Source organism: Macrococcus sp. GL_134 (genome assembly GCF_057834705.1).
Window position 1 is genome coordinate 911,922 of record NZ_CM174409.1, and the last position, 22,754, is coordinate 934,675.

The 22,754-nt window shown below is 38.9% G+C and carries 27 protein-coding genes; 23 read left to right on the forward strand and 4 right to left on the reverse strand.

All coding sequences use genetic code 11. The features are described 5' to 3' along the window. Positions 1 to 106: 106 nt before the first annotated feature. The 15 genes from rimP to AC3IPL_RS04710 all read left to right on the forward strand — a co-directional run bounded on the left by rimP (position 107) and on the right by AC3IPL_RS04710 (position 11,221). Positions 107 to 574, forward strand: coding sequence for a ribosome maturation factor RimP (gene rimP / locus AC3IPL_RS04640; RefSeq protein WP_489242082.1), 468 nt, complete (start codon positions 107 to 109; stop codon positions 572 to 574). Between the two features lie 16 nt (positions 575 to 590). Beyond that, positions 591 to 1,652, forward strand: a complete 1,062-nt coding sequence (nusA, locus tag AC3IPL_RS04645; protein WP_489242083.1) for a transcription termination factor NusA — start codon at positions 591 to 593, stop codon at positions 1,650 to 1,652. A gap of 11 nt (positions 1,653 to 1,663) precedes the next feature. After that, a complete protein-coding gene (rnpM, locus tag AC3IPL_RS04650; protein ID WP_489242084.1) occupies positions 1,664 to 1,951 on the forward strand; it encodes an RNase P modulator RnpM in 288 nt (95 codons plus the stop codon). Further along, positions 1,948 to 2,277 carry a YlxQ family RNA-binding protein gene (locus tag AC3IPL_RS04655; protein ID WP_489242085.1) on the forward strand — a complete coding sequence of 110 codons (330 nt, stop codon included), beginning with the start codon at positions 1,948 to 1,950 and terminating at the stop codon, positions 2,275 to 2,277. Before rnpM ends, AC3IPL_RS04655 begins: the two co-directional genes overlap by 4 nt. After that, a complete protein-coding gene (gene infB / locus AC3IPL_RS04660; RefSeq protein WP_489242086.1) occupies positions 2,270 to 4,504 on the forward strand; it encodes a translation initiation factor IF-2 in 2,235 nt (744 codons plus the stop codon). Before AC3IPL_RS04655 ends, infB begins: the two co-directional genes overlap by 8 nt. Before the next feature lie 201 nt (positions 4,505 to 4,705). Beyond that, on the forward strand, positions 4,706 to 4,930 hold the full coding sequence (locus tag AC3IPL_RS04665) for a hypothetical protein (RefSeq protein WP_489242088.1): 225 nt from the start codon (positions 4,706 to 4,708) through the stop codon (positions 4,928 to 4,930). Positions 4,931 to 5,120: 190 nt separating this feature from the next. Beyond that, positions 5,121 to 5,501, forward strand: a complete 381-nt coding sequence (locus AC3IPL_RS04670; RefSeq protein WP_489242270.1) for a tyrosine-type recombinase/integrase — start codon at positions 5,121 to 5,123, stop codon at positions 5,499 to 5,501. Positions 5,502 to 5,542: 41 nt separating this feature from the next. Next, positions 5,543 to 5,812: a transposase gene (locus AC3IPL_RS04675; protein ID WP_489242089.1), complete on the forward strand. Its 270-nt coding sequence runs from the start codon at positions 5,543 to 5,545 to the stop codon at positions 5,810 to 5,812. Next, positions 5,787 to 6,188: a hypothetical protein gene (locus AC3IPL_RS04680; RefSeq protein WP_489242090.1), complete on the forward strand. Its 402-nt coding sequence runs from the start codon at positions 5,787 to 5,789 to the stop codon at positions 6,186 to 6,188. The genes AC3IPL_RS04675 and AC3IPL_RS04680 overlap by 26 nt, the downstream gene beginning before the upstream one ends. Before the next feature lie 205 nt (positions 6,189 to 6,393). Next, on the forward strand, positions 6,394 to 6,909 hold the full coding sequence (locus AC3IPL_RS04685; RefSeq protein ID WP_489242091.1) for a hypothetical protein: 516 nt from the start codon (positions 6,394 to 6,396) through the stop codon (positions 6,907 to 6,909). After that, positions 6,906 to 7,283 carry a cytochrome c biogenesis CcdA family protein gene (locus tag AC3IPL_RS04690; protein ID WP_489242092.1) on the forward strand — a complete coding sequence of 126 codons (378 nt, stop codon included), beginning with the start codon at positions 6,906 to 6,908 and terminating at the stop codon, positions 7,281 to 7,283. The genes AC3IPL_RS04685 and AC3IPL_RS04690 overlap by 4 nt, the downstream gene beginning before the upstream one ends. A 197-nt stretch (positions 7,284 to 7,480) precedes the next feature. Beyond that, positions 7,481 to 7,987, forward strand: coding sequence for a CueP family metal-binding protein (locus tag AC3IPL_RS04695; RefSeq protein WP_489242093.1), 507 nt, complete (start codon positions 7,481 to 7,483; stop codon positions 7,985 to 7,987). A gap of 255 nt (positions 7,988 to 8,242) precedes the next feature. After that, positions 8,243 to 10,291, forward strand: coding sequence for a copper-translocating P-type ATPase (locus AC3IPL_RS04700; RefSeq protein WP_489242094.1), 2,049 nt, complete (start codon positions 8,243 to 8,245; stop codon positions 10,289 to 10,291). 108 nt (positions 10,292 to 10,399) lie between these two features. Further along, positions 10,400 to 10,831 carry a CopY/TcrY family copper transport repressor gene (locus AC3IPL_RS04705; protein ID WP_099482772.1) on the forward strand — a complete coding sequence of 144 codons (432 nt, stop codon included), beginning with the start codon at positions 10,400 to 10,402 and terminating at the stop codon, positions 10,829 to 10,831. A gap of 138 nt (positions 10,832 to 10,969) precedes the next feature. Further along, the gene (locus tag AC3IPL_RS04710; protein ID WP_051239034.1) at positions 10,970 to 11,221 is read left to right on the forward strand and encodes a copper ion binding protein; all 252 of its coding nucleotides are present in this window, start codon (positions 10,970 to 10,972) and stop codon (positions 11,219 to 11,221) included. Positions 11,222 to 11,400: 179 nt separating this feature from the next. On the opposite strand, the gene AC3IPL_RS04715 is transcribed toward AC3IPL_RS04710, so the two are convergent. After that, positions 11,401 to 12,018, reverse strand: coding sequence for a YdhK family protein (locus tag AC3IPL_RS04715; RefSeq protein WP_489242096.1), 618 nt, complete (start codon positions 12,016 to 12,018; stop codon positions 11,401 to 11,403). Positions 12,019 to 12,729: 711 nt separating this feature from the next. On the opposite strand from AC3IPL_RS04715, the gene AC3IPL_RS04720 reads away from it, so the two are divergent. Together AC3IPL_RS04720 and AC3IPL_RS04725 are read left to right on the forward strand one after the other, a co-directional pair. Further along, positions 12,730 to 14,118, forward strand: a complete 1,389-nt coding sequence (locus tag AC3IPL_RS04720) for a sensor histidine kinase (protein ID WP_489242097.1) — start codon at positions 12,730 to 12,732, stop codon at positions 14,116 to 14,118. Next, positions 14,111 to 14,782: a response regulator transcription factor gene (locus AC3IPL_RS04725; protein ID WP_489242098.1), complete on the forward strand. Its 672-nt coding sequence runs from the start codon at positions 14,111 to 14,113 to the stop codon at positions 14,780 to 14,782. The genes AC3IPL_RS04720 and AC3IPL_RS04725 overlap by 8 nt, the downstream gene beginning before the upstream one ends. 495 nt (positions 14,783 to 15,277) lie before the next feature. On the opposite strand, the gene AC3IPL_RS04730 is transcribed toward AC3IPL_RS04725, so the two are convergent. The 3 genes from AC3IPL_RS04730 to AC3IPL_RS04740 all read right to left on the reverse strand — a co-directional run bounded on the left by AC3IPL_RS04730 (position 15,278) and on the right by AC3IPL_RS04740 (position 17,102). Further along, positions 15,278 to 15,604 carry a four-helix bundle copper-binding protein gene (locus tag AC3IPL_RS04730; protein WP_489242099.1) on the reverse strand — a complete coding sequence of 109 codons (327 nt, stop codon included), beginning with the start codon at positions 15,602 to 15,604 and terminating at the stop codon, positions 15,278 to 15,280. Positions 15,605 to 15,809: 205 nt separating this feature from the next. Next, positions 15,810 to 16,538, reverse strand: coding sequence for a multicopper oxidase family protein (locus AC3IPL_RS04735; RefSeq protein ID WP_489242100.1), 729 nt, complete (start codon positions 16,536 to 16,538; stop codon positions 15,810 to 15,812). A gap of 36 nt (positions 16,539 to 16,574) precedes the next feature. Next, positions 16,575 to 17,102 (reverse strand): DUF421 domain-containing protein, encoded by a 528-nt coding sequence (locus tag AC3IPL_RS04740; protein ID WP_489242101.1) that lies wholly within the window; start codon positions 17,100 to 17,102, stop codon positions 16,575 to 16,577. A 275-nt stretch (positions 17,103 to 17,377) separates the two neighbouring features. Between AC3IPL_RS04740 and rbfA the strand changes: the two genes are divergently transcribed. From rbfA to pnp, 6 genes are all read left to right on the forward strand, one after another. Continuing rightward, positions 17,378 to 17,719 carry a 30S ribosome-binding factor RbfA gene (rbfA, locus tag AC3IPL_RS04745; protein ID WP_489242102.1) on the forward strand — a complete coding sequence of 114 codons (342 nt, stop codon included), beginning with the start codon at positions 17,378 to 17,380 and terminating at the stop codon, positions 17,717 to 17,719. Between the two features lie 42 nt (positions 17,720 to 17,761). Then, positions 17,762 to 18,655, forward strand: a complete 894-nt coding sequence (gene truB / locus AC3IPL_RS04750) for a tRNA pseudouridine(55) synthase TruB (RefSeq protein ID WP_489242271.1) — start codon at positions 17,762 to 17,764, stop codon at positions 18,653 to 18,655. Between the two features lie 126 nt (positions 18,656 to 18,781). After that, complete coding sequence (locus tag AC3IPL_RS04755; protein ID WP_489242103.1) at positions 18,782 to 19,087, forward strand: DUF3243 domain-containing protein; 306 nt, start codon at positions 18,782 to 18,784, stop codon at positions 19,085 to 19,087. A gap of 105 nt (positions 19,088 to 19,192) precedes the next feature. Further along, on the forward strand, positions 19,193 to 20,146 hold the full coding sequence (gene ribF, locus AC3IPL_RS04760; protein ID WP_489242272.1) for a riboflavin biosynthesis protein RibF: 954 nt from the start codon (positions 19,193 to 19,195) through the stop codon (positions 20,144 to 20,146). Positions 20,147 to 20,254: 108 nt separating this feature from the next. Beyond that, the gene (gene rpsO, locus AC3IPL_RS04765) at positions 20,255 to 20,524 is read left to right on the forward strand and encodes a 30S ribosomal protein S15 (RefSeq protein WP_149459756.1); all 270 of its coding nucleotides are present in this window, start codon (positions 20,255 to 20,257) and stop codon (positions 20,522 to 20,524) included. 116 nt (positions 20,525 to 20,640) lie between these two features. Next, positions 20,641 to 22,749, forward strand: a complete 2,109-nt coding sequence (gene pnp, locus AC3IPL_RS04770) for a polyribonucleotide nucleotidyltransferase (RefSeq protein ID WP_489242105.1) — start codon at positions 20,641 to 20,643, stop codon at positions 22,747 to 22,749. The last annotated feature ends 5 nt before the right edge of the window (positions 22,750 to 22,754 follow it).

The window sequence follows — 22,754 nt, forward strand, 5'->3', positions numbered from 1 at the left end:
TGATGACTATCAATGTGTTATAATGGGTATGCTTAAAAAAATACTCTAACGACGGAAAGAGTGGGATATCCCGCTCTTTTCTTCTTGTATCTTGAAGGAGGACTATATGAGCAAAATCACAGAACGTGTTGAAGCACTTGTCAGCCCAATTGTTACTGACCTCGGCTTTGAACTTGTCGATGTTGAATATGTCAAAGAAGGCCCTGACTATTATCTGCGTATTGCGATCGACAAGCCGGGTGGCATCGATATATCGGACTGCGCACTTGCCAGCGAAAAGATCAGCGACATGATGGACAAGGAAGATCCTATTAAAGACGCTTACTTCATGGATGTATCATCACCTGGTGCAGAACGTCCACTGAAAAAAGAGAAAGACTACGAAGCGGCTGTCGGTCATCCGATCTATGTCAAGCTGTACGAAGAAATCGACGGCGACAAAGAATGGCTGGGTGAACTGCTCAGCTATGATGAAGACGTCATCAAAATGTCTGTAAAAATTAAAACAAGAACAAAAGAAATCGAATTACCTAGAAAAAAAATTGCTAAAATCCGTCGTGCAGTCATTTTCTAGTAATGGAGGAACTGAAGTGAAAAATAATGAATTGTTAAATGCCATTGATTTTCTTGAGAAAGAAAAAAGTATTCCAAGAGAAGTTTTGATTGAAACAATTGAAGCGGCATTGATCACGGCTTACAAAAAGAATTACAATTCTGCTAATAATGTCCGTGTGGAATTGAATATGGACAACGGGACTTATGCCGTCTACTCTCGTAAAGATGTGGTAGAAGAAGTGGAAAACCCTAGAGACCAAGTATCATTAGAACAAGCCCTACAAACAAATCCTGCCTATGAAGTGGGCGATATCTTCGAAGAGAATGTAACACCTAAAGACTTCGGACGTGTCAGTGCACAGGCAGCGAAACAAGCTGTCATGCAGCGTCTGCGTGATGCTGAACGCGGCATTTTATACAATGAATTCATCGATAAAGAAGATGACATCATGACTGGTGTGATCGACCGTGTCGATCACCGCTATGTATATGTCACATTAGGCAAAACAGAAGCAGTATTGTCTGAAGCTGAGCGCAGCCCGAACGACGTTTACCGTCCGACAGAGCGTATCAAAGTATACGTCAACAAAGTCGAACAGACGACTAAAGGGCCGCAGATCTTCGTCTCAAGAAGTCACCCTGGATTATTGAAACGTCTCTTTGAGCAGGAAGTACCAGAAATTTTTGACGGCACAGTCATTGTCAAATCCGTAGCCCGTGAAGCAGGCGACCGTTCTAAAATCAGTGTCTACTCAGAAAATCCTGACATCGATGCTGTCGGTGCGTGTGTCGGTGCCAAAGGTGCCCGTGTCGGTGCTGTCGTCGATGAGCTCGGCGGCGAAAAGATTGATATCGTAGAATGGAGTGCAGACCCTAAAACATTTGTCAAAAATGCTTTGAGTCCGTCTCAAGTAGTGGACGTTCTCGTCAATGAAGAAAATCAATCAACAACAGTCATCGTGCCTGATTATCAATTGTCTCTTGCTATCGGTAAAAAAGGGCAGAATGCGCGTCTTGCTGCAAAACTGACAGGATGGAAGATTGATATTAAAAGTGAGACAGATGCCAAAGAAGCGGGTATCTATCCAGTAGAATAAGGGGGATTTCAATGAAGCAGAAAAAGATTCCCATGCGAAAATGTATATTGAGCCAGGAAATGAAACCGAAGAAGGACATGATCCGTGTAGTCCGTTCTAAAGAAGGCGATATGTCTGTCGACCCGACCGGAAAAGCGAATGGCCGCGGTGCTTATGTTTCCAAAGACCTGCAAATTGTTGAAGCGGCACGCGGCAAAAAACGTCTTGAGCAATTTTTTGATGCGAGTACTGAAGAGATGACACCCATATATGATGAAGTCATCCGATTAATCTACCGGGAAATGATACCGAAACGATGACTAAAGACAAAATCTTTAATTTTATCGGTCTTGCAATGCGTGCGAGAAAGCTGACAACAGGTGAAGAATTGGTTATCAATGAAATACGTAAGAATAAAGTCCGACTGGTCATTGTATCATCAGATGCATCAGCGAATACTAAAAAAAACATCACGAATAAATGTCATTCATATCGCGTCAAATGTGTAGAGTTTGGCACCCGATATGAACTCGGTTATGCCATCGGTAAGGATGAACGCGTCATCATCGGTGTCACTGATACAGGTTTTGCCAAAAAACTTGAGACGATGATTCGTGAGTGCAATGAGGAGAGAACCTATGAGTAAAAAAAGAGTATACGAATATGCAAAAGAAGTAAGTTTAAGATCAAAAGATATCATCGACGAACTGAAGAAGATTGATGTCGAAGTGACAAGTCATATGCAGACGTTGGAGCCTAATGAAATCGCGGCACTCGACAAAGTGTTCAAAAAGAATGCTGCACAAGAGCAGCGTCCGGCACAGAACAATGCACGTCCGAATAACGGTCAGAAACCGGCGCAGAACAACCAGCGTCCAACCAATGGTCAGAAGCCGGCACAAAACGCTCAGCGCCCGAACAATAGTCAGAAACCTGCCAATAACACCGGTCAGAAACCAGCACAGAACGGTCAGCGTCCGAACAATAATGCCCAGAAACCGGGAAACCGTCCGAACAATCAGAACCGTAATAACCAGCGTCCTGGCCAGAACAAAAAAGGTAAAGGTAAAGCGAACAAACCTGCGGTACAGCAGGCACCGGTCGTGAAAGAAACACCTTCTAAAATTACGTATCACGAAGGAATCACAGTTGGTGAACTGGCAGATAAACTGAACAAAGATGCTTCTGAAATCGTTAAAACGCTGTTTATGGTCGGCATTATGGCGAACATCAACCAGGCGCTGAATGAAGATGCCATCGAACTGATCTGTGCGGAATACGAAGTTGAGGCGGAACTGGAAGTCATCATTGATGCGACAGACCTTGAAACTTACTTTGAGGACGAAGCAGGAACTGAAAGTGACAAGCAGGAACGACCACCAGTAGTTACTATCATGGGTCACGTTGACCATGGTAAAACGACATTGCTTGACTCCATTCGTAATACACGAGTAACAGCAGGAGAAGCGGGAGGAATTACCCAGCATATCGGTGCTTATCAGATTGAAACAAACGGTAAGAAAATCACATTCCTTGATACACCGGGTCACGCAGCGTTCACAACGATGCGCGCACGTGGTGCCCAGGTCACAGATATTACTATTCTAGTTGTTGCTGCAGATGATGGCGTGATGCCGCAGACAATCGAAGCGATCAACCATGCGAAAGCAGCAGAAGTACCGATTATCGTAGCAGTCAACAAAATCGATAAACCCACTGCTAACCCGGACCGCGTGATGCAGGAATTAGGCGAGTACGGCCTCTATCCGGAAGATTGGGGCGGCGATACTATTTTCGTTCAGCTGTCAGCGATTAACGGTGAAGGTATCGATGACTTACTGGAAATGATTCTACTGATTACAGAAGTAGAAGAACTGAAAGCGAATCCGAAACGCTCAGCGATTGGTACAGTTATCGAAGCGGAGCTTGATAAGTCACGTGGACCAGCAGCGTCATTACTTGTTCAGGACGGTACGCTTGAAGTCGGTGATTCTATCGTTGTCGGTAACACATACGGCCGTGTCCGTGCGATGGTCAATGACCTGGGTAAACGCATTAAGACGGCATCACCATCTACACCAGTTGAAATCACAGGTCTGCAGGACGTGCCGCTTGCCGGTGACCGCTTCGTCGTCTTCAAAGATGAGAAGAAAGCACGCCGCATCGGTGAAGCCCGTCAGCAGCAGAACATTATGGCGCAGCGCCAGGAAAGTCAGAAAGTGTCACTCGACAACCTGTTCGAACAGATGAAACAAGGTGAGATGAAAGACTTGAACGTCATCATTAAAGGGGACGTCCAAGGTTCTGTTGAAGCGCTGGCAGCGTCTCTGATGAAAATTGATGTTGAAGGTGTCAACGTCCGTATTATCCATACAGCAGTTGGGGCAATCAACGAGTCAGACGTTACATTAGCATCTGCATCAAACGGTATCATCATCGGATTTAATGTCCGTCCTGATGTGAACGCGAAACGTGCGGCAGAAGCAGAGAAAGTAGACATGCGTCTGCACCGTATCATCTATAAAGTCATCGAAGAGATTGAACATGCGATGAAAGGGATGCTTGATCCTGAATTCGAAGAGAAAGTCATCGGTCAGGCGGAAGTTCGTCAGACGATCAATATCTCTAAAGTCGGTACAGTTGCAGGAAGCTATGTCACAGAAGGTAAGATCACACGTAATGCAAGCGTCCGCATTATCCGTGACGGCATCGTCGTCTACGAAGGCGCAGTCGATGCGCTTCGTCGTTTCAAAGATGACGTGAAAGAAGTATCAGCAGGATATGAATGTGGTATCACCATTGAGAACTTCAACGACATCAAAGAAGGCGATATCTTCGAAGCGTTCGTGATGGAAGAGATTAAGAGAGCTTAAGAAGGTTTAATTAAGCCATTCTTGAGTTATGAAAGAAGCGGAGACTTCACCAACTAGAATTTTCCAATTAGTTATTTTAGCTACTTCTAACCTTATAGGAATCACAAGTCCCTAAGTAATGAAAGAAAGCTGAAATGGTAAACTTCAAAACTGATATATTAACCCTCAATGTTTATTAAATTAAATGTTGGGGGTTTTATTATGTCGAGAATTAAGACAAGAAGAAGTAGGGAAGTAAATTTAAATAATGAATTTGAGAGATTTAAGGAAATTGTAGTTAATGAGAAGCAACTATTAAATTTAAGTAGGAATACTTTAAAGAACTATAACAAAGTATTTAATGCTTTGAATGATTATTTTAATAATAAAGTCAGTCAATTTGATTTAACTGCACAACAAGCTGAGGAGTTTGTTAGGTATCTTTGAAATGTTAAGGTGCATTATCGTGATAAATTAAGAAATGTGGTGAAGTAAGAAAGTTAAAACCATCAACTATTAACACTTATATAAAGCTATGTAAAACATTTTATCAAACGCTATATGAAATGAATTGCATTGAAATTAACCCTTTTAGTAATATAAGATGTTTTAAACGTTAGAATGAAAAATTAAAGTTATTACTAAAGAAGATTTAACTAAATTATTGAAAAGCTTTGATAATCAATACTTTGCAGATTATAGAATGTACGTTGCTATTAACGTTTTATTAGATACCTTTGGTAGAATAGGGGAAGTATTGAACATTAAAATAAGTGATATTGATTTCTACAATAGAACAATATTCTTTCCTATAACTAAGAATAATAATTTTAGATATGTGCTATATAGCAAACAAACTAAGCAACTAATTATTAATTTTACAGATGAATTTAGAGAAATGAATTCAGAATATCTATTTGTTGATGTTAACGGGAATAGATGGCAAGAAGAAGCCTTTAGAAATTCATTAATGAAGTATGGTATGAATCGTCTACACTTAATTGGACAACTCCCCTGAGGGGATGTATTGTTAAATCAAAGAAAGTAGGCGATTTATTTATGACTAGAACTAGAAGAACATTTACACCAGAATTTAAACTTCAAATGGTGCGATTATTTGAAAATGGAAAATCTAAATCTGATATTGTTAGAGAATATGATTTAACACCTTCGGCGTTGGATAAATGGATTAAGAATCATCAAAATAGTGGTTCATATAATGTTGTTGATAATCTAACTGATGAAGAAAAAGAGCTAAGAAAATTGCGTAAAGAAAATCAACAATTAAAGATGAAAAATGATAATGACAAAAGAGATTACATTAATTAAACAAGCATACTCATATATATTATCAAGTCGAGAAAATTATTTACTATTTATAGAGAGTATAAATAAAGGGTCAACTAATGATCCGTTTTGGGTAATTAGTTGGTATGAGACTATAAAATCAGTTATTGAATTTTATTTAAATAAGAATGTAGAAACAAATATTTTTGAAAGATGGTATCAAAATTATAATAACAAAGATGATGTATATAAATTGTTTGTCTTAAATGAAAGCCATAAATATATAACTAATAATCTTACGCTAGTATCTTTAGGATTAACATTAGAAATGTTAACTAAAGAACTTTATCTGTTTGAAAAGTCACCTGAAGAATATTTAAAGAAGAAAAATATAAGTAAAACATCTCTCTTTATATAAAAGAGTGATAGAGATGAAAAGCACTTAACTTTAAGTAAGTGCTTTTTATTCTACATAAAATGTATAAAACAAGCGTTATACAAATGAAGATTTAAAAGGCATATTTTTATATAAATATTCATTATATATTTTTATCTGACAACGTCAATTAAAACATATAATGATACAATGGATATAAAAATGATATACAAAAGAAGAAATACATATGACAAAGAATCAATCTGTAGAACCAAATATTGCAGACTTAGTTAATGGCTGGTTAAAACAATATAATTTAGATTACAAGTTAGAGCAAGAAAGTATAAATTATGAAATAGATAAAGCATTAAATGAATATGCTTCTAAAAATGGAGGGAAAGGCGGTAATAGACCTGACGCTAAGCTATTATTACAAGATAAAAGTTTAAACTATTACCCAGTACTAATTGAATATAAAGGTTATAAAAATAAATTGGTTAAATTAGATAAAGACGGTAGAGTAGATAATGTTAAAATAGACAGTACACCAAATTACATTAATATTAACGGTTACGCTGTCAATGGAGCTGTACATTATGCTAACGCAATACTTCATTATACGAGTTATACAAATGTAATATCTATAGGTGTAACGGGTTATAGGACAATTGATGGAAATATTGAACATGAAATTGGCGTATATTATGTGTCAAAAGATAATTTAGGTATTGGTCAAGAAGTCGGCAAGTATGCGGAATATTGATTGAACATGCGAATCTGATCAGACAACTGGGTTCAATCTTGATTATTTTCTTCGGGCTTATCATTACCGGCATGCTTAATTTTAATTTCTTGATGAAAGAGAGGAAATTAAAATTTCAAAACAGACCGTCAGGATTTTTAGGTTCAACTTTAATAGGTATGGCTTTTGGTGCCGGATGGACGCCGTGCAATGGACCGATTATCGGAGCTATTTTCGCAATGAGTGCCAGTGCACCAAACGATGCTTTAATGTTAATGGTTATTTACTGTCTGGGCTTTGCAATTCCATTCTTTATATTGAGCTTTTTCGTATCTCGTACACGCTGGATGCTGAAATACTCGAATACGATTATGAAAGTTGGTGGGGTCATCTGATATTAATGGGTGTACTTCTGTATTTTGATGGATTGACTCAGATTATCATTTGGCTGCAGCCGTACTTTGGAGATTTTCAAGGCTTCTAATTATGAATACATTAAATGACTTGTTCATATAACTTTCATAAAAATGATATATTATTATAAAATTTTTTTAAAAATTTTGTTAAAATTAAATATCAAGGAGGAATCTGGATGAAAAAATATTTAATGCCGGTTTTGATGGGCATAATCTTTATTTTAGCAGGTTGTAGTGATGACTCAGCATCGAACGAATCAAATATTAAAGAAATGGTTTCGGAATTAAGCGCTAGTAATATTGTAGAATCAGCATCTATAAATGATAAAACACTTATTGTTAAAGATAGTGGAGATGAGAATGTCTATACTTTGCCAGACGATGAATTTTTTGTATCTATTGCACCATACATCTCAGATACACATCCTTGTGAATTTCATAGCTTAACAGGTTGTCAGGGAGAGCTGATGAATGAAGAGATGGATGTAAAAATTACAGATGAAGATGGAGAAGTTCACGTTGATGAGAAGTTGACTACCCTTAAGAATGGTTTTTTGGATTTTTGGCTGCCAAGAGATAAAAATTACTCTTTAGAAATTAATTATGATGGAAAAAAAGTTGAATCTAATTTTTCAACTTTTGAGAATGACAGCACCTGTCTGACAGATTTACAGCTTAAATAATATTATTGAATGCAGATTACCCAATGCTATTTAGTGTTGTGGAATCTGCATTTTTAATTCAATGTTAAATCTCAGAGTAGCAGTTAATTTATTTTTACTTAGTTTTTAAATACATGTAGTGGATAGTTTCTGCACATATATTTTTTATAATAAACTTAGTAAATTAATAGCTTGACAAATAACGACTACATATGTAAACTTAAATTAATAAATCGATTACAGTTGTAGTCTTATTATAATATAGGAGGGAAAAAAATGAATAAAGAAGGTAATCATAATCATGCTGAGCATGAAGAAAATCATCATAACCATGAGGAGAGCCACGAATCCCATAATCATAGCGGACACGATCATCATGCGCATATGGTGACAGATTTTCGTAATAAATTCTTCATTATCCTGATATTCACAATTCCAATTGTACTTCTATCTCCGATGATTCAAAATTTCATAGGTGTGGATTGGCAATTTACTGGAGATAGTTATATTGTGGCAGCGTTGGCCACGTTCGTTTATTTCTACGGGGGTTGGCCATTCATTAAGGGCGCTTACGATGAATTGAAAAACAAAGAACCAGGCATGATGACATTAATAGCAATGGCGATTTCTGTCGCTTACTTCTATAGTATGGCAGTTGTTTTTGGATTCAATGGGGAAGAAATGTTCTGGGAGCTGGCAACTCTTGTATTAATCATGCTTCTGGGACATTGGATTGAAATGCGAGCTATTAACAATGCTTCCAAGGCTCTGGAATCCCTCGCATCATTAATGCCTGATACGGCAAACCGTATCACTGAAAATGGTGAAACAGAAGAAGTTCAGATTGATGATATTAAAGTGGGTGATTTACTATTAGTAAAACCCGGAGAAAAAATGCCGCTGGATGGTAAAATCGTTAAAGGAAAGTCGCAAGTTGATGAATCAATGTTAACGGGTGAATCTGTTCCAGTTGGAAAATCCGTTGATGACGAGGTCATTGGAGGTTCAATAAACAGAGAAGGTTCTCTCACTATTGAAGTAGAGAAACTGATGAATGAATCTTATCTGACACAAGTTATAGATATGGTTAGAGAATCACAACGTACTAAATCGAAAACTCAGGATGTAACTAATAAAGCAGCTAAATGGTTATTCTATATCGCTTTAGCTGCCGGTATTATCACATTTATCGTTTGGATAAGTATTGGAGCAACTATAGATACTGCTATCATGAGATTGGTAACAGTTTTGGTTATTGCTTGTCCTCATGCTTTAGGTCTGGCAGCACCGTTGGTTATTTCAGTATCTACATCACTTGCTGCAAAGCACGGTTTGTTAATTCGAAAACGTCCACAGTTTGAAAAGGCTCGTAAAATTAACGCTGTGATCTTCGATAAGACGGGTACTTTGACTGAGGGTAAATTTGGTGTTACAGATATACAGACTTTCAATAATATTGACGAAAATACCCTTTTAAGTTATGCAGCAACAATAGAAAATGACTCGGAACACCCTATTGCGAGAGGTATACTCAATGAAGCCAAGTTAAAAGAACTTGAATTGCTTGAAATGTCAAATTTCAATTCAATTACTGGTGTAGGAATTGAAGGGACGATTGATGATAAACAAGTCAAAGTAGTGAGTCCGGGATATGTACGTAAACAAAAAATAGATTTTGACGATAAGAACTTTAATAAATGGTCAGAACAAGGTAAGACGGTAGTTTTTCTTTTGGTAAACGAAGAATTAGCAGGTGCCATTGCACTGGCAGATAAGATTAAGGAAAGTTCTAAGCAGACAATAGAACAGCTGCATAAGAGAAATATTAAAGCTATAATGTTGACCGGAGATAACCAAAAAGTCGCAAATTATGTCGCAGAACAAATTGGGATTGATGAAGTCTATGCTGAAGTAATGCCCAATGAGAAAGCAGATAAAGTGACAGAAATCCAAGAACGTGGTTTGGTTGTTGCAATGACAGGTGACGGAATCAATGACGCACCGGCATTGACTAAAGCAGATGTTGGTATCGCAGTGGGTGCAGGCACAGATATCGCGATGGATAGTGCAGACATCGTTCTCGTTGACAGTAATCCGAAAGATATTCTTGCAATATTCAGCCTGTCTAAAAGAACATATAATAAATTGGTACAGAATCTGATCTGGGCAACCGGATATAACGTGATTGCCCTCCCATTGGCAGCAGGAGTGCTGGCGCCTTGGGGGATAATACTCAGTCCGGCTGTAGGTGCGATTTTGATGAGTCTCAGTACAATCATCGTTGCAATCAATGCGCAGTTACTTCATAGATTTGAAGTAGAATAAAATAAATGCCGACAAATCCTTACTTAAGGATAGTCGGTATTTTAATTCTTTACTGTATGAAATATGAAAGACATCTTAAAAATACTTGAAAAAATTAGAGGTGAAAATATGACCAAAGCAATTGATTCAAATATCACAGATTCCGAATGGGAAGTGATGCGGGTCGTTTGGGCACAAAACAAAACTACGAGTAAAGATATTAGAGATATTATAGAAAATAAAAAGAATTGGAAACCGGCCACGACCAAAACACTTATTGGCAGACTTGTTGATAAAGGTGTATTAAACACAGAAAAGGACGGCAATAAATACATTTATTCAACTGATTTAAAGGAAAGTGATTTTCTTAAAAGTACGCTTGAACAAACTTTCAATAATATATGTAGTAAAGACGTTGGAAAAATAATTGCAGATTTAATTTCAAAATCAACATTAAGTTTTAGAGACATAGAAGAATTAGAAGAAGTATTAGAAATGAAAAAAAAGAATGCAGTTGACGAAGTGCAATGTAATTGTGTTCCAGGTCAATGTAACTGTTAATCAGCAGTAGATACAATGAATTAAGTAAGATAATTGATTGGTTAAATAAAAAAAATAGAGAAGATATAAAATACCTGCCTGGGGTATGATAAAATTATTGTATAGCGTAATCTAATTAAATTTTAAGGAGGAATTTATATGTCAAAAGTAACACTTAATGTAGAAGGAATGTCATGTGGGGCTTGCGTTAATAAAGTTGAGGGAAGTGTCAGTCAATTAAATGGCGTTGAATCAGTCAAAGCTCAAATTCCTGAAGGTAAAGTAGATGTAACATTTAATGACAGTACAATTAATTTGGCAGACATCAAAGGTGCTATTCAAAATACCGGCTACGAGATTAAAGAGGATATTGATAAAGAAGATGGTTCTGCGTGTTCATGCTGCAGCTAGTTAATGACAAAAGATTTTAAGAATTTAGAGTATCATCTTTTTATGTCATATTGATTCTATATAATAATTGTAGAAAGAGACCAAGATAAAAAATCCGGCAAATCTTAATTCAAGATTTGCCGGATTTTTTCTTTGTAATCAGGAATTCATGCTTTTATCCTATATTACTATTCACTAATTTATTCCACAGGTGCCAGTTCACTTTCTGTAACCCACTTATGATTCTGCACTTCTTCTTCAGTATCTGTTGTAACAAAATCTACCATATAGACAGTCGTTTCTTCAGCTGAGTCAATCGTGGCTGTTGCACCATCCATGCCTTTCATGTGATCCGCATCCAAGGTCACTTCAGTGCCGGGCTCCAGTGGTGCTTCTCCTGGACCTTCCAATTCTTCATGGATGACCCATTTATGATCTTCGACAGGATCTCCACCATTCGTAGGTGTGTATGAGACAGTATAGACAGTCGTGTCAAAAGCACCGGAAATTGTTGCTTCAGCACCATCCATACCTTGCATGTGCTCTGCTTCAATAATTGTCCGACTTCCAACTTCATAAGTTGGATTTTCTGCTTCTTTCAAATCTTCAGGCACTTCACCCGAACTGGACATCTCATCGGCTGAATGTTCCATTTGACCTTCGGAATCTGATTCCATGTCCATTTCCTCCTCAGATCTAGACTCTGTTTCAGTGCTTTGGCTTTCTTCATTAGGCTGAGTTTCCCCATTACCACAGGCAGCCATTAAAAATACAGCGAATATGGAAAGAAGTCCTAATAATATTTTGTTTTTTACCATGTATATACCCTCCATTTTATTAGTTCTACTGAGAACTTTACCAATAAATTTTGCAGTTTACGTGCAGATTCAATGAAAAATAAATGTATTTAATCAAGAATAATATTACCGACTCGACATATTGGATTTCAATTTAAAGATTTATTAACCGTGGATGATATCTCAGCGCTTCCTTCAAATCTGCACGAAAAATCGATATTTAAATAATAATATCTATAAAGAGAGTAGCGAATATAATCATGATACCAAGAAAATTAATAATTAATAATATAATATTATCATCTATATTTTTAGCGGGATGTGGTAAAATCACTCATGTAACTTCGAGTTACCCTTTAAATTTAAAAAGTCTTGACGGTCAGGTGTTATACTTAGTCATACATTTTTCAGACTAAAACTTCGTTGCAGCTGCTACTTCTGTTAGATTATTTTATCGAAAGATAGTGGAAATGAAAGATGATGGTATTTTGTATGTTGCAATCAATCCACAGAACGAAGATGAGTTAGCAATCTAGACTATAAACAGAAATAGTTATGTGTCTAATGACGGCTCATAAGAATAGTGGAAGAAAATTTTAGTTGTGGGAAAAGTAAAATAAGCTGAATTATTCATAATAAAAATACTACTTTTCTATATAATATGACTAATAAACAAAATGATAAGATGATATATCACGATTTATACTGTTGCAGAAAACTGAGGAGGCTTTTATGTTCAATAAATTAGCTTTAAAAATCGGACTTTTGTTTTTTCTGGTGATTCTTATTATTGAAATCATATTATTCTATATCCTATATACAAATCTGGTCGCTGATCGTGTGGAGGAAGTGATGGGGGATTTATTGGCCCGGGGGAATACACACAGAGACGTATTGGAAGAAAACTATACAACCACGACATTGGAACATGTTGCGATTATGGAGTCAGAATCAGATTTTATTGTGGTGATAACAGATGAGAATGGAAAAGTAATCATCAGTTCTGATCCAGTTGAACCAGAAATGAAAACTGTCATTGAACATACTGATTATGATGAAATACCACAAGAAGGAGCCATTCTGAAATCAAATTGGTCAGAAGAAAAATATGTCTCTACAGACAGCCCCCTAACTTTTAACGAAACTCATAGCGGGCATGTTTTTATGTTTGCTGAAAGTGATAGCATCGAACGGATTATTGATCATCTCAGCCATAAGTTTTTGCTTGTGGGTCTATTGACTTTACTTCTGACTGTTATAACGGTGTTTATTCTTTCCAGAGTTATTACCCAACCGGTATTGAGGATGAAAAAAGCGACAGAACAATTAAGTAGAGGCAATCATAACGTGGAATTGTATACACATCGAAAAGATGAGCTTGGAGATTTGGCGACTTCGATTACTTTGCTGTCGCAAGATCTGGAACGTTTAAAAAACGAGAGAAATGAATTTTTAGGGAGTATATCGCATGAGCTACGAACACCTTTAACCTATATGAAAGGGTATACGGATATTATTAGCAGAAAAGAAATATCCACAACGGACAGGAATAGATACATTAAAATCATTCAGGAAGAAACAGAGCATTTAGCAGACCTGATAAAAAATCTGTTTGAATTAGCTAAAATCGATCATAATGAATTTGCCATCACAAAAGAGAGGGTAGTATTTAGCGCTTTGATTGAGACGATTTTAGCACGAATCCGTCCAGCGCTCAATGAAAAAAAGATAGAGCTTTTCTTTCATTGTCCGGACAACTTGGTTGTTCTGGCAGATCCCGAAAGAATTCAACAAGTTATATTGAATATATTAGATAATGCAATAAAGTATACTCCCGAGAAAGGCCATATCACAATGGAAGTTATTCAAAATAAAAATGAAATTTTAACAACTATTTCAGATACAGGAGAAGGAATCCCAGAAGAAGATATACCCTTTATATTCGATCGACTGTATCGTTCTGAAAAGTCTAGATCCCGGGTAAGCGGAGGGTCTGGTCTCGGGCTGACAATCGCTAAAGAAATTGTGGAGTTGCATGGTGGCGAGATTGGAGTAGAAAGTACACTCGGCAAGGGGACTGTTTTCGTCATATCTTTAAAGAAGGAGAATGTAAATGAATAAAGTGCTGTTAATCGATGATGAAGAGAGAATGCTCGAACTGTTGACATTATACTTGAAACCTTACCCTTATTTTTGTCGAAAAGCAGTAGGTGCAAAAGCAGGGCTTAAGTTTGTTAAAGAAGAGAAGTTTGATCTTATTCTACTGGATATCATGATGCCTGAAATGGATGGATGGGAAGTATGCAGAGAAATACGGCAATACTCAGATGTACCTATTATCATGGTGACTGCACGTGAGCAGAAAGAAGATATTGTAAAAGGACTCAAGCTGGGTGCAGATGACTATATAACAAAACCTTTTAATGAAGAAGAATTGGTTGCAAGAATGGATGCATTACTAAGAAGAACAAGACCTGTCAACCGGATTGAAGTCGAAAGACTGTTATGGGACGAAGATCAATTTGAACTATCCTATAAAAAACAGCTTGTAAAATTAACACCAAAAGAATTTGCAATCATTGGATTACTCATGAAAAATCCAGGAAGGGTATTTTCTAGAAATCAATTGATTGATTTAGTGTGGGGTATGCATTCAGAAACTGAAGGCCGGACTGTGGATTCACATGTTAGAAACATGCGAGAAAAAATCAGGAAAGTGGGTTTTCCCATCGATGATTATTTTCACACAGTATGGGGCGTGGGCTACAAGTGGATTAGAAAGTAGCTTTCTCATATTATCGATTGCTTAAAAATGTAGATTTTGAGCACATTGCTAAAATTAATTTGAAACATTTTAAAAACTGCACAAACCATGGGCATATGTTTTAGAGACTATTATTTCTGAGGTGATGCTAATGAGCGAATATAAAAAAGACAGCTTATCTTTACTGGATTATCTATCTCAAATGGATAATCTGCATGGATAAGCTCTTTTTATTATATGAATTAACAGATACATTAATGACTGTTTTGAAGGGAATTCGGTTTACTCCTCCTTGCAACGATGGTTCTAAGCGAACTCAACTGTTTTTTATAAACTTGTCTAAACTAAGGCGTCTCTTATAAGTATTGTCAAAATCAAGGGCACTCTTAATTAATAATGCAAATACACCTTAATGTATATTTTCGTTAAAATGCTGGGTACAATCTTAACCGGAAATAAAAGAAGTGGTATGTCCAGAATAAATTCCGACATACCACTTCTTTCTAAGTGTTGTGCTTAGGCGATTTCTTTACAAGCCTCTGCACATTTGAAGCACGCATCTGCACATTTCTGGCAGTGATCGTGGTCATGTTTTTGACACTCGTTGCCGCATGCTTCGCAGACCTTGGCACATACTGCCGCCAGATCAGAAGAAAATGGTGAATTTCTTGTCAGAGCCTGTTCTAAAAATGCACAGATATCTGCACATTCACGATCCAATCGGATACACTCCGCCATCATTTTTACGTCTTCTTCCCTCAGACAGGCATCGTAACAGTGGTTACAGGTTTCCATACATTCATGTAACGTCTGAATCAGTTGTTGATGTTGTTCATGAACCATTATAAATCCCTCCTATAGAATTGAATGCACTTACATTAATTGAATACCCATCCATTTCGCATATAAACCGATATGGTAAAACTCCATAGAAACTGCACATAATTTTAATGATGATTGTCCTTCTCCAACTTACTCAATATTGTAATTCGTCTAGAAAGAATCAAGAAATAGTTCCTTTTTTGTTATTAGATTGAAGCTTTGGAGCTTACTCTACTTTAACCTGTCCCATCATCCCATTGTCCTCATGTTCAAGTATGTGACAGTGGAACATATATATGCCTTTATTTTTAAACTGAATGGCAATTTTTACAGTCTCATCCGGGGCAACGGAAAAACTATCTTTCCAGCCTCTTTCGTTCTCAGGTGGTGCTTCTCCATTCCTGGAAAGGATCTTAAACTGAGCACCATGGATGTGGAACGGATGAATCATGCCGCCCATCATGTCAGGTTTATTATAGATTTCCCATATTTCTGTAACACCTTGTTCCTGCGTAAAATCAATTCTTTCAGGATCAAATTTTTTTCCGTTTATCGTTACCTGATCCATCATGCCGAAAAGTTCAATTTCTTTTGTCACTGGCAGGTTCTTTTCTTCTTCCGTAACTGAAAAGTCATTCATTTCATCAGGTATATCCATGTTCTTACCTGTTTGATCTGTAATTTCAAAAGGTAAGAGCGTGGCATCATCTTCATTCATTAACGCTATATTTTCATTACCATCGACTTTAGAAAAATCAATGATTATTTCGGCCCTCTCTGAAGGCGTGAGTGTGATTTCTTCCATTGAGACCGGTTCATTTAAAAACCCGCCGTCCGTTGCGACTTGTACAAAAGAATCCCCTGTATTTAGTTTAAAGGTGTAATTTCTTGCATTTGATCCATTTAAAAGTCGAAGCCTTACTTTTTCTTTATCTACAGTTAATTTTGGATTCACTGTTGTATTAAGGTTGAAGTTATTCAGTTTGCCAAGTTATTCCTGTACTTTAGCAAAGAGCTGGCTGTCCTTGATATTTGAATCTGTGCTGTGACTGATTATCGATAAAGTCCCGTCTGTTTCCAGAATGACCGCCTGTATATCGTCGAGTGAGTTGTGGCCCGCTGAGCGGATGGCCTGCAGAATCTCTATCTGCAGTATACGTTCTTTTTTCATCTGTCTGTGCACGAACTGACCTTGATAATAGAGCAGGGTCGGATTCGACTTGATGACATCACTGAAAGATGGGCTGATAAAGGACAGCTTCGTCATGATGAACTGCAGGCCGACTAAAGTGATGAACGCGGTAAGTCCTTGAGATATACTGATATCTTTGCTTGTGATGATGCTGGCAAGAATAGATCCTAACGCAACGGTGACGATCAGGTCAAACGCATTCATTTTGCTCAATGTTCGCTTACCACTCACTCTTAAGATCACAATCAGCGATAAGTAGGCCATGATACCAATGAAAAGCGTGCGGAAGATGACATCAAAGCCATCAAAAAACATTTTCTCAAACATAGCAGAGTCTCCTTTAAATGATATAACCTGCGGCAGAACCGCTCATAGTACAACTGATTCCCTGATGATGATTTTTTAATCGCTCAATGAGTTTCAAATATAGTGATTATAGGAAGTAGGCGAGTCGAGCAGAACGTATCAGCTGAACGCGTTTGATCGACCTTCTCCTTAATAAACAGCACGATATCCCTCTGTTTGACAGGACCACACTCGCATCTTATAATGAATAGACATATTTTCCTGCTCACAGGGTATGTTAACAGCGAGGTGATAACATGAGTATGAGAAGTGAACGTGTCGGTGAACAGCTCAAAAAGGAACTGAGTGAAATCATCAGCCAGAAGATTAAAGATCCGCGTGTCGGCTTTGTGACAGTCACAGAAGTAGAAGTGACAGGAGATCTATCTCTTGCGACAGTCTATGTGACAGTTCTCGGCAATGACAAGGAACGCCGTGAGACACTTGCAGGTCTTGAAAAAGCAAAAGGTTTCATGAAGACAGAAGTCGGTCAGCGTATGAAACTGCGTATTGTGCCTGAACTGAAATTCGTCTATGATGAATCGATTGATTACGGTAACAAGATTGAACGTATGATTGCTGATCTTAATAAAGGATAGCAGATAGTGCCTACTATCTGCTTTTTTAATGGAGGAATGATGATGCTGAACGGCGTACTTGCTATCAATAAACCACGGGGCATGACGAGTCATGACGTGGTCTTCAAACTGAGAAAACTGTTAAAGACAAAAAAAGTCGGCCATACAGGGACACTCGATCCTGCAGTGGATGGTGTGCTGCCTGTCTGCATCGGTCCTGCGACAAGAATTAGTGATTACATTATGGACAGCGGGAAGCGCTATGCGGCAGAGATTACGCTCGGCAGCCAGACGACGACAGAAGATCAGACCGGGGACGTGATTTCCACAGTTCTCATTCAGCCGGACTGCTATTCTGAAGCACAGGTGGATAATGCCTTGACGCAGCTCATAGGACATATCGAGCAGACACCGCCCATGTACTCTGCTGTTAAAGTCAACGGCCGCAAACTGTATGAATATGCCCGGGAAGGGAAAGTAATTGAACGGCCGTTCCGCATCGTCCATATCAAGGACATCACGCGGACGTCAAGACTGACTTATCAAGACGGCCGGCTGACATTTACAATTGATGTGGCATGCGGTAAAGGTACTTATATCCGGACGCTCGCCACTCAAATCGCTGAACAACTAAATACAGTCGGGCATATGTCGCGACTGACCCGGCTGGAAAGCGGCGGATTCACTTTAAATGACTGTTATACGCTCGATCAGATTGCGGATACAGTGGATGTCCAGCCGTTACTGAGGCCGATAGAAGAAGGACTGAAAGAACTGCCGCATCTCGCAGTGGACGAGGCGCTGAAACTACGTGTGAACAACGGCCAGAAGTTCAGTGATGACGAGCTTCCTGTATGTGAGCCGACTGTTATTACTTATGACGATAAGGCGCTTGCCATCTATGCGCCGCATCCGGAAAAGCCAGGACAGGTCAAAGCAGTAAAAGTATTTAATTAGAAAACTATATGTAAATTTCATTGATGTGTGTTTAGAATGATGATAAGTGGCTAAATATACACTATCGATCATCATTTATAATGATATTGATAGTTTCATACTCATTCAAAGGACACTGTCCTAACAATGGCAAATGTAAATCCAGAAGAACAACTAAACAACTTATCACAGGAAGATAGAGACCAAATCTTGGAGAGCTTCAACAACTTCAAATCTTACTTAAACAAACAAGTCGGCAGAGCTGAAAAATTAGGCATGAGCGATGACGCGATTGTCAAAGCAGCAGAAAAAGTTGCAGACCACTTAGCAAAAAACGAAGAGCCTAAAAACCGTGAGGAAAAAGTTCTTAATGAATTATGGAACAATGCTCAAGGTGAAGAGAAAAACGCTATCGCAAGCGCATTAGTGAGAATGGTTCAGCAGGAAGGCTGAGTTCTTAAAAAGATTCCATCTATAGGTGGAATCTTTTTTTGGCTTCATGACGTCATTTTCTGATACACTAAGCATAAAGTATATGGGAAAGAGAACGTGATAATGATGAAGACGATACATACCAATCATAATTTGACAGACATGTACAATCATCCGGATGTCGCCCTCGCAATCGGATTTTTTGACGGGCTGCACCTCGGTCATATGTCAGTCATCAATACGATGAAGGAGATTGCTGAAGAGAAGCAGCTGGCTAAAGCGGTGATGACGTTTGATCCGCATCCGTCAGTCGTCCTCAATCCGGAGAAAAAGCGAACGGACTATTTGACGCCGCTTGATGAAAAGCAGCGCCTGCTGGAAGCCATCGGGATTGATTATTTATTTGTCGTATCTTTCACATCGAAGTTTGCACAGATGGCGGAACAGGATTTCATCCGTGACTATTTGACGAACAACCATGTTAAAGAAGTAATCGCCGGGTTTGATTTTACATACGGTAAGTTCGGTAAAGGGAATATGATGAAGCTTGAAGCTGATAAGCAGGGATTCAATGTCACGGCTGTTGCGAAACAGGAGCTGAATGCAGACAAGATTGCGACGACGCATATCAGAAATGCACTGAAAGAAGGACATGTTAAGGAAGCGAACGCGCAGCTTGGTCGTCCCTACAAAATTTCCGGGCTCGTCGTGCAGGGAGAGAAGCGCGGACGGACGATTGGTTTTCCTACTGCTAATGTGGCACCTGATGAAGCCTATGTGCTGCCGAAGCTCGGTGTTTATGCCGTGACGCTGAAACGGACAGATTCAGATCAAATGTTAAAAGGTGTCTGTAATATCGGTTATAAGCCGACATTTCATGATCCGGCAGTTTCTGCTGTCTCCATAGAAGTTCATATTTTTGATTTCACGGAATCTATTTACGGCGAACGTGTCGAAGTGTTCTGGCATGAATTCATCAGACCAGAACAGAAGTTCAACGGCATAGACGCACTTATCGCCCAGATCAAGCAGGATAAGCAGTGGGCTGAACAACTTTTAGCTGATATTTCACTTGATTAATTCAGCGATGGTGCTATAATAGGTCAAGTACCTTTCCTTGGCTTATCGATCACTCCGACGATCTGCTCAGGTCATGGTGTCAATTATATAATAGGAGGTCATTTAATTATGGCAATTTCACAAGAACGTAAAAACGAATTAATCGCACAATACCGTGTGCACGAAACAGACACAGGATCACCAGAAGTACAGATTGCTGTTTTAACTGCAGAAATCAATGCATTAAACGAGCACTTACGTACTCATAAAAAAGATCACCATTCACGTCGTGGTTTACTTAAAATGGTTGGTCGTCGTAAAAACTTACTGACTTACTTACGTGAAAATGACGTTCAACGTTACCGTGAATTAATTAAATCTTTAGGATTACGTCGTTAATCTTAATTCTAGTCGAAAGAGACAGTTGTTTCTTTCGATTTTTTTATGTCTAAATATACCTCAAACAACGGATAAATGATATGATGGATGATATATATTGGAGAGGAGCATTTTTAATGTCTCAGAAAAAAGTATTTACAACAGAATGGGCAGGACGCCCGTTAACAGTTGAAGTCGGCCAGCTGGCAAAACAGGCGAACGGTGCGGCACTTGTCCGCTACGGCGACACAGTGGTGTTATCGACTGCAACTGCAAGCAAGGAACCACGGGACGTTGATTTCTTCCCGCTCATGGTCAACTACGAGGAGAAATTATATGCTGCCGGAAAGATTCCAGGCGGCTTCAACAAACGTGAAGGACGCCCGGGTGAAGACGCGACATTGACTGCCCGTTTAATTGACCGTCCGATCCGTCCACTGTTCCCGAAAGGTTACCGCAATGATATTCAAGTCATCTCCATCGTGATGAGTGTGGACGCAGATAATACACCAGAAATGGCAGCGATGCTCGGCTCTTCGGTAGCATTAGCAGTGTCAGATATTCCTTTCCAAGGCCCTATTGCAGGTGTCAATGTCGGTCTTATCGACGGTGAACTGGTTATCAATCCAACGGTTGCCCAGCGGGAGCAGTCGCTGTTAGATCTGCAAGTAGCTGGCCATAAAGACGCGGTTAACATGGTTGAAGCAGGTGCCAAAGAAGTACCAGAAGACAAAATGCTTGAAGCGATTATGTTTGGCCATGCAGCCATCAAAGAACTGGTCGCGTTCCAGGAGAGCATCGTCAATGAAATCGCACCAGTGAAAAAAGAATTTGTTCCTGCACCTCCGAACGAGCAGGTTGAAAATGAAGTTAAGCGCTATGCAGAGGAATTAGGACTTGCTCAAGCGATTCAAACTAAAGACAAGCTGGAGCGTGAAGAAAATATCACTGCAGTTAAGCTGCAGATCATCGATCAATATATCGGTCAAGATGAAGAGACAATGACTGTGGTCAATAAGACATTTGATGGTTTAATCAAAGAAGAAGTCCGTCGTCAAATTACAGAAGACAAGATTCGTCCGGACGGGCGTCGTCCGGATGAAATCAGACCGCTTGATAGTGAAGTCGGGCTGCTGCCGCGAGCACACGGTTCAGGTCTATTTACAAGAGGACAGACTCAAGCATTATCTGTAGCAACATTAGGTGCGCTAGGAGAACATCAGATTATTGACGGTTTAGGTGTTGAGGAGCAGAAGCGTTATATGCACCACTATAATTTCCCGAACTTCTCAGTAGGTGAAACAGGTCCGATTCGTGCGCCAGGACGTCGTGAAATCGGTCACGGTGCACTCGGCGAACGTGCATTGCTGCAAGTAATCCCTGATGAAAAAGAATTTCCTTACACGATACGCGTTGTTTCAGAAGTGCTTGAATCCAATGGTTCAAGTTCACAGGCATCAATATGCGGCTCAACATTAGCATTGATGGATGCTGGTGTACCTATTAAAGCCCCTGTAGCGGGTATTGCGATGGGACTTGTTAAGAAAGGTGAAGATTATACCATATTATCAGATATCCAAGGGATGGAAGATGCTCTCGGCGATATGGACTTTAAAGTTGCAGGTACAAAAGAGGGCATCACAGCGATTCAAATGGACATCAAGATTGATGGACTGTCAGAAGAAATCTTGAAGGAGGCACTTGAGCAGGCAAGAATCGGTCGTATGCACATTATGGAACACATGATGCAGACTATCAATGCACCGCGTGAGACGCTGAGTGCTTATGCTCCAAAGATTGAAATCATCCACATCAATCCTGACAAAATTCGTGACGTCATTGGACCTGGTGGTAAGAAAATCAATGAAATTATCGATGCAACAGGCGTTAAGCTGGATATTGAACAAGACGGCACTGTCTTTATCGGATCTAGTGACGCAAGCATGATTGAAAAAGCAAAAGGCTTGATTGAAGATATTGTACGCGAAGCGAAAGTCGGCGAAGTGTATATGGCGACTGTTAAACGCATCGAAAAATTCGGTGCATTCGTAGAAATCTTCCCGGGAAAAGATGCGCTGGTACACATTTCTCAGCTGACTCAGGAAAGAGTCAACAAAGTTGAAGATGTCGTGAAGATGGGTGACCAGTTCCTTGTTAAAGTCACTGAAATTGACCGTCAAGGTCGTGTCAATGCATCTCGTAAGGACCTCCTTGCAGAAAATAAACAGGCAGAATCAAAAGAATAGTAAAT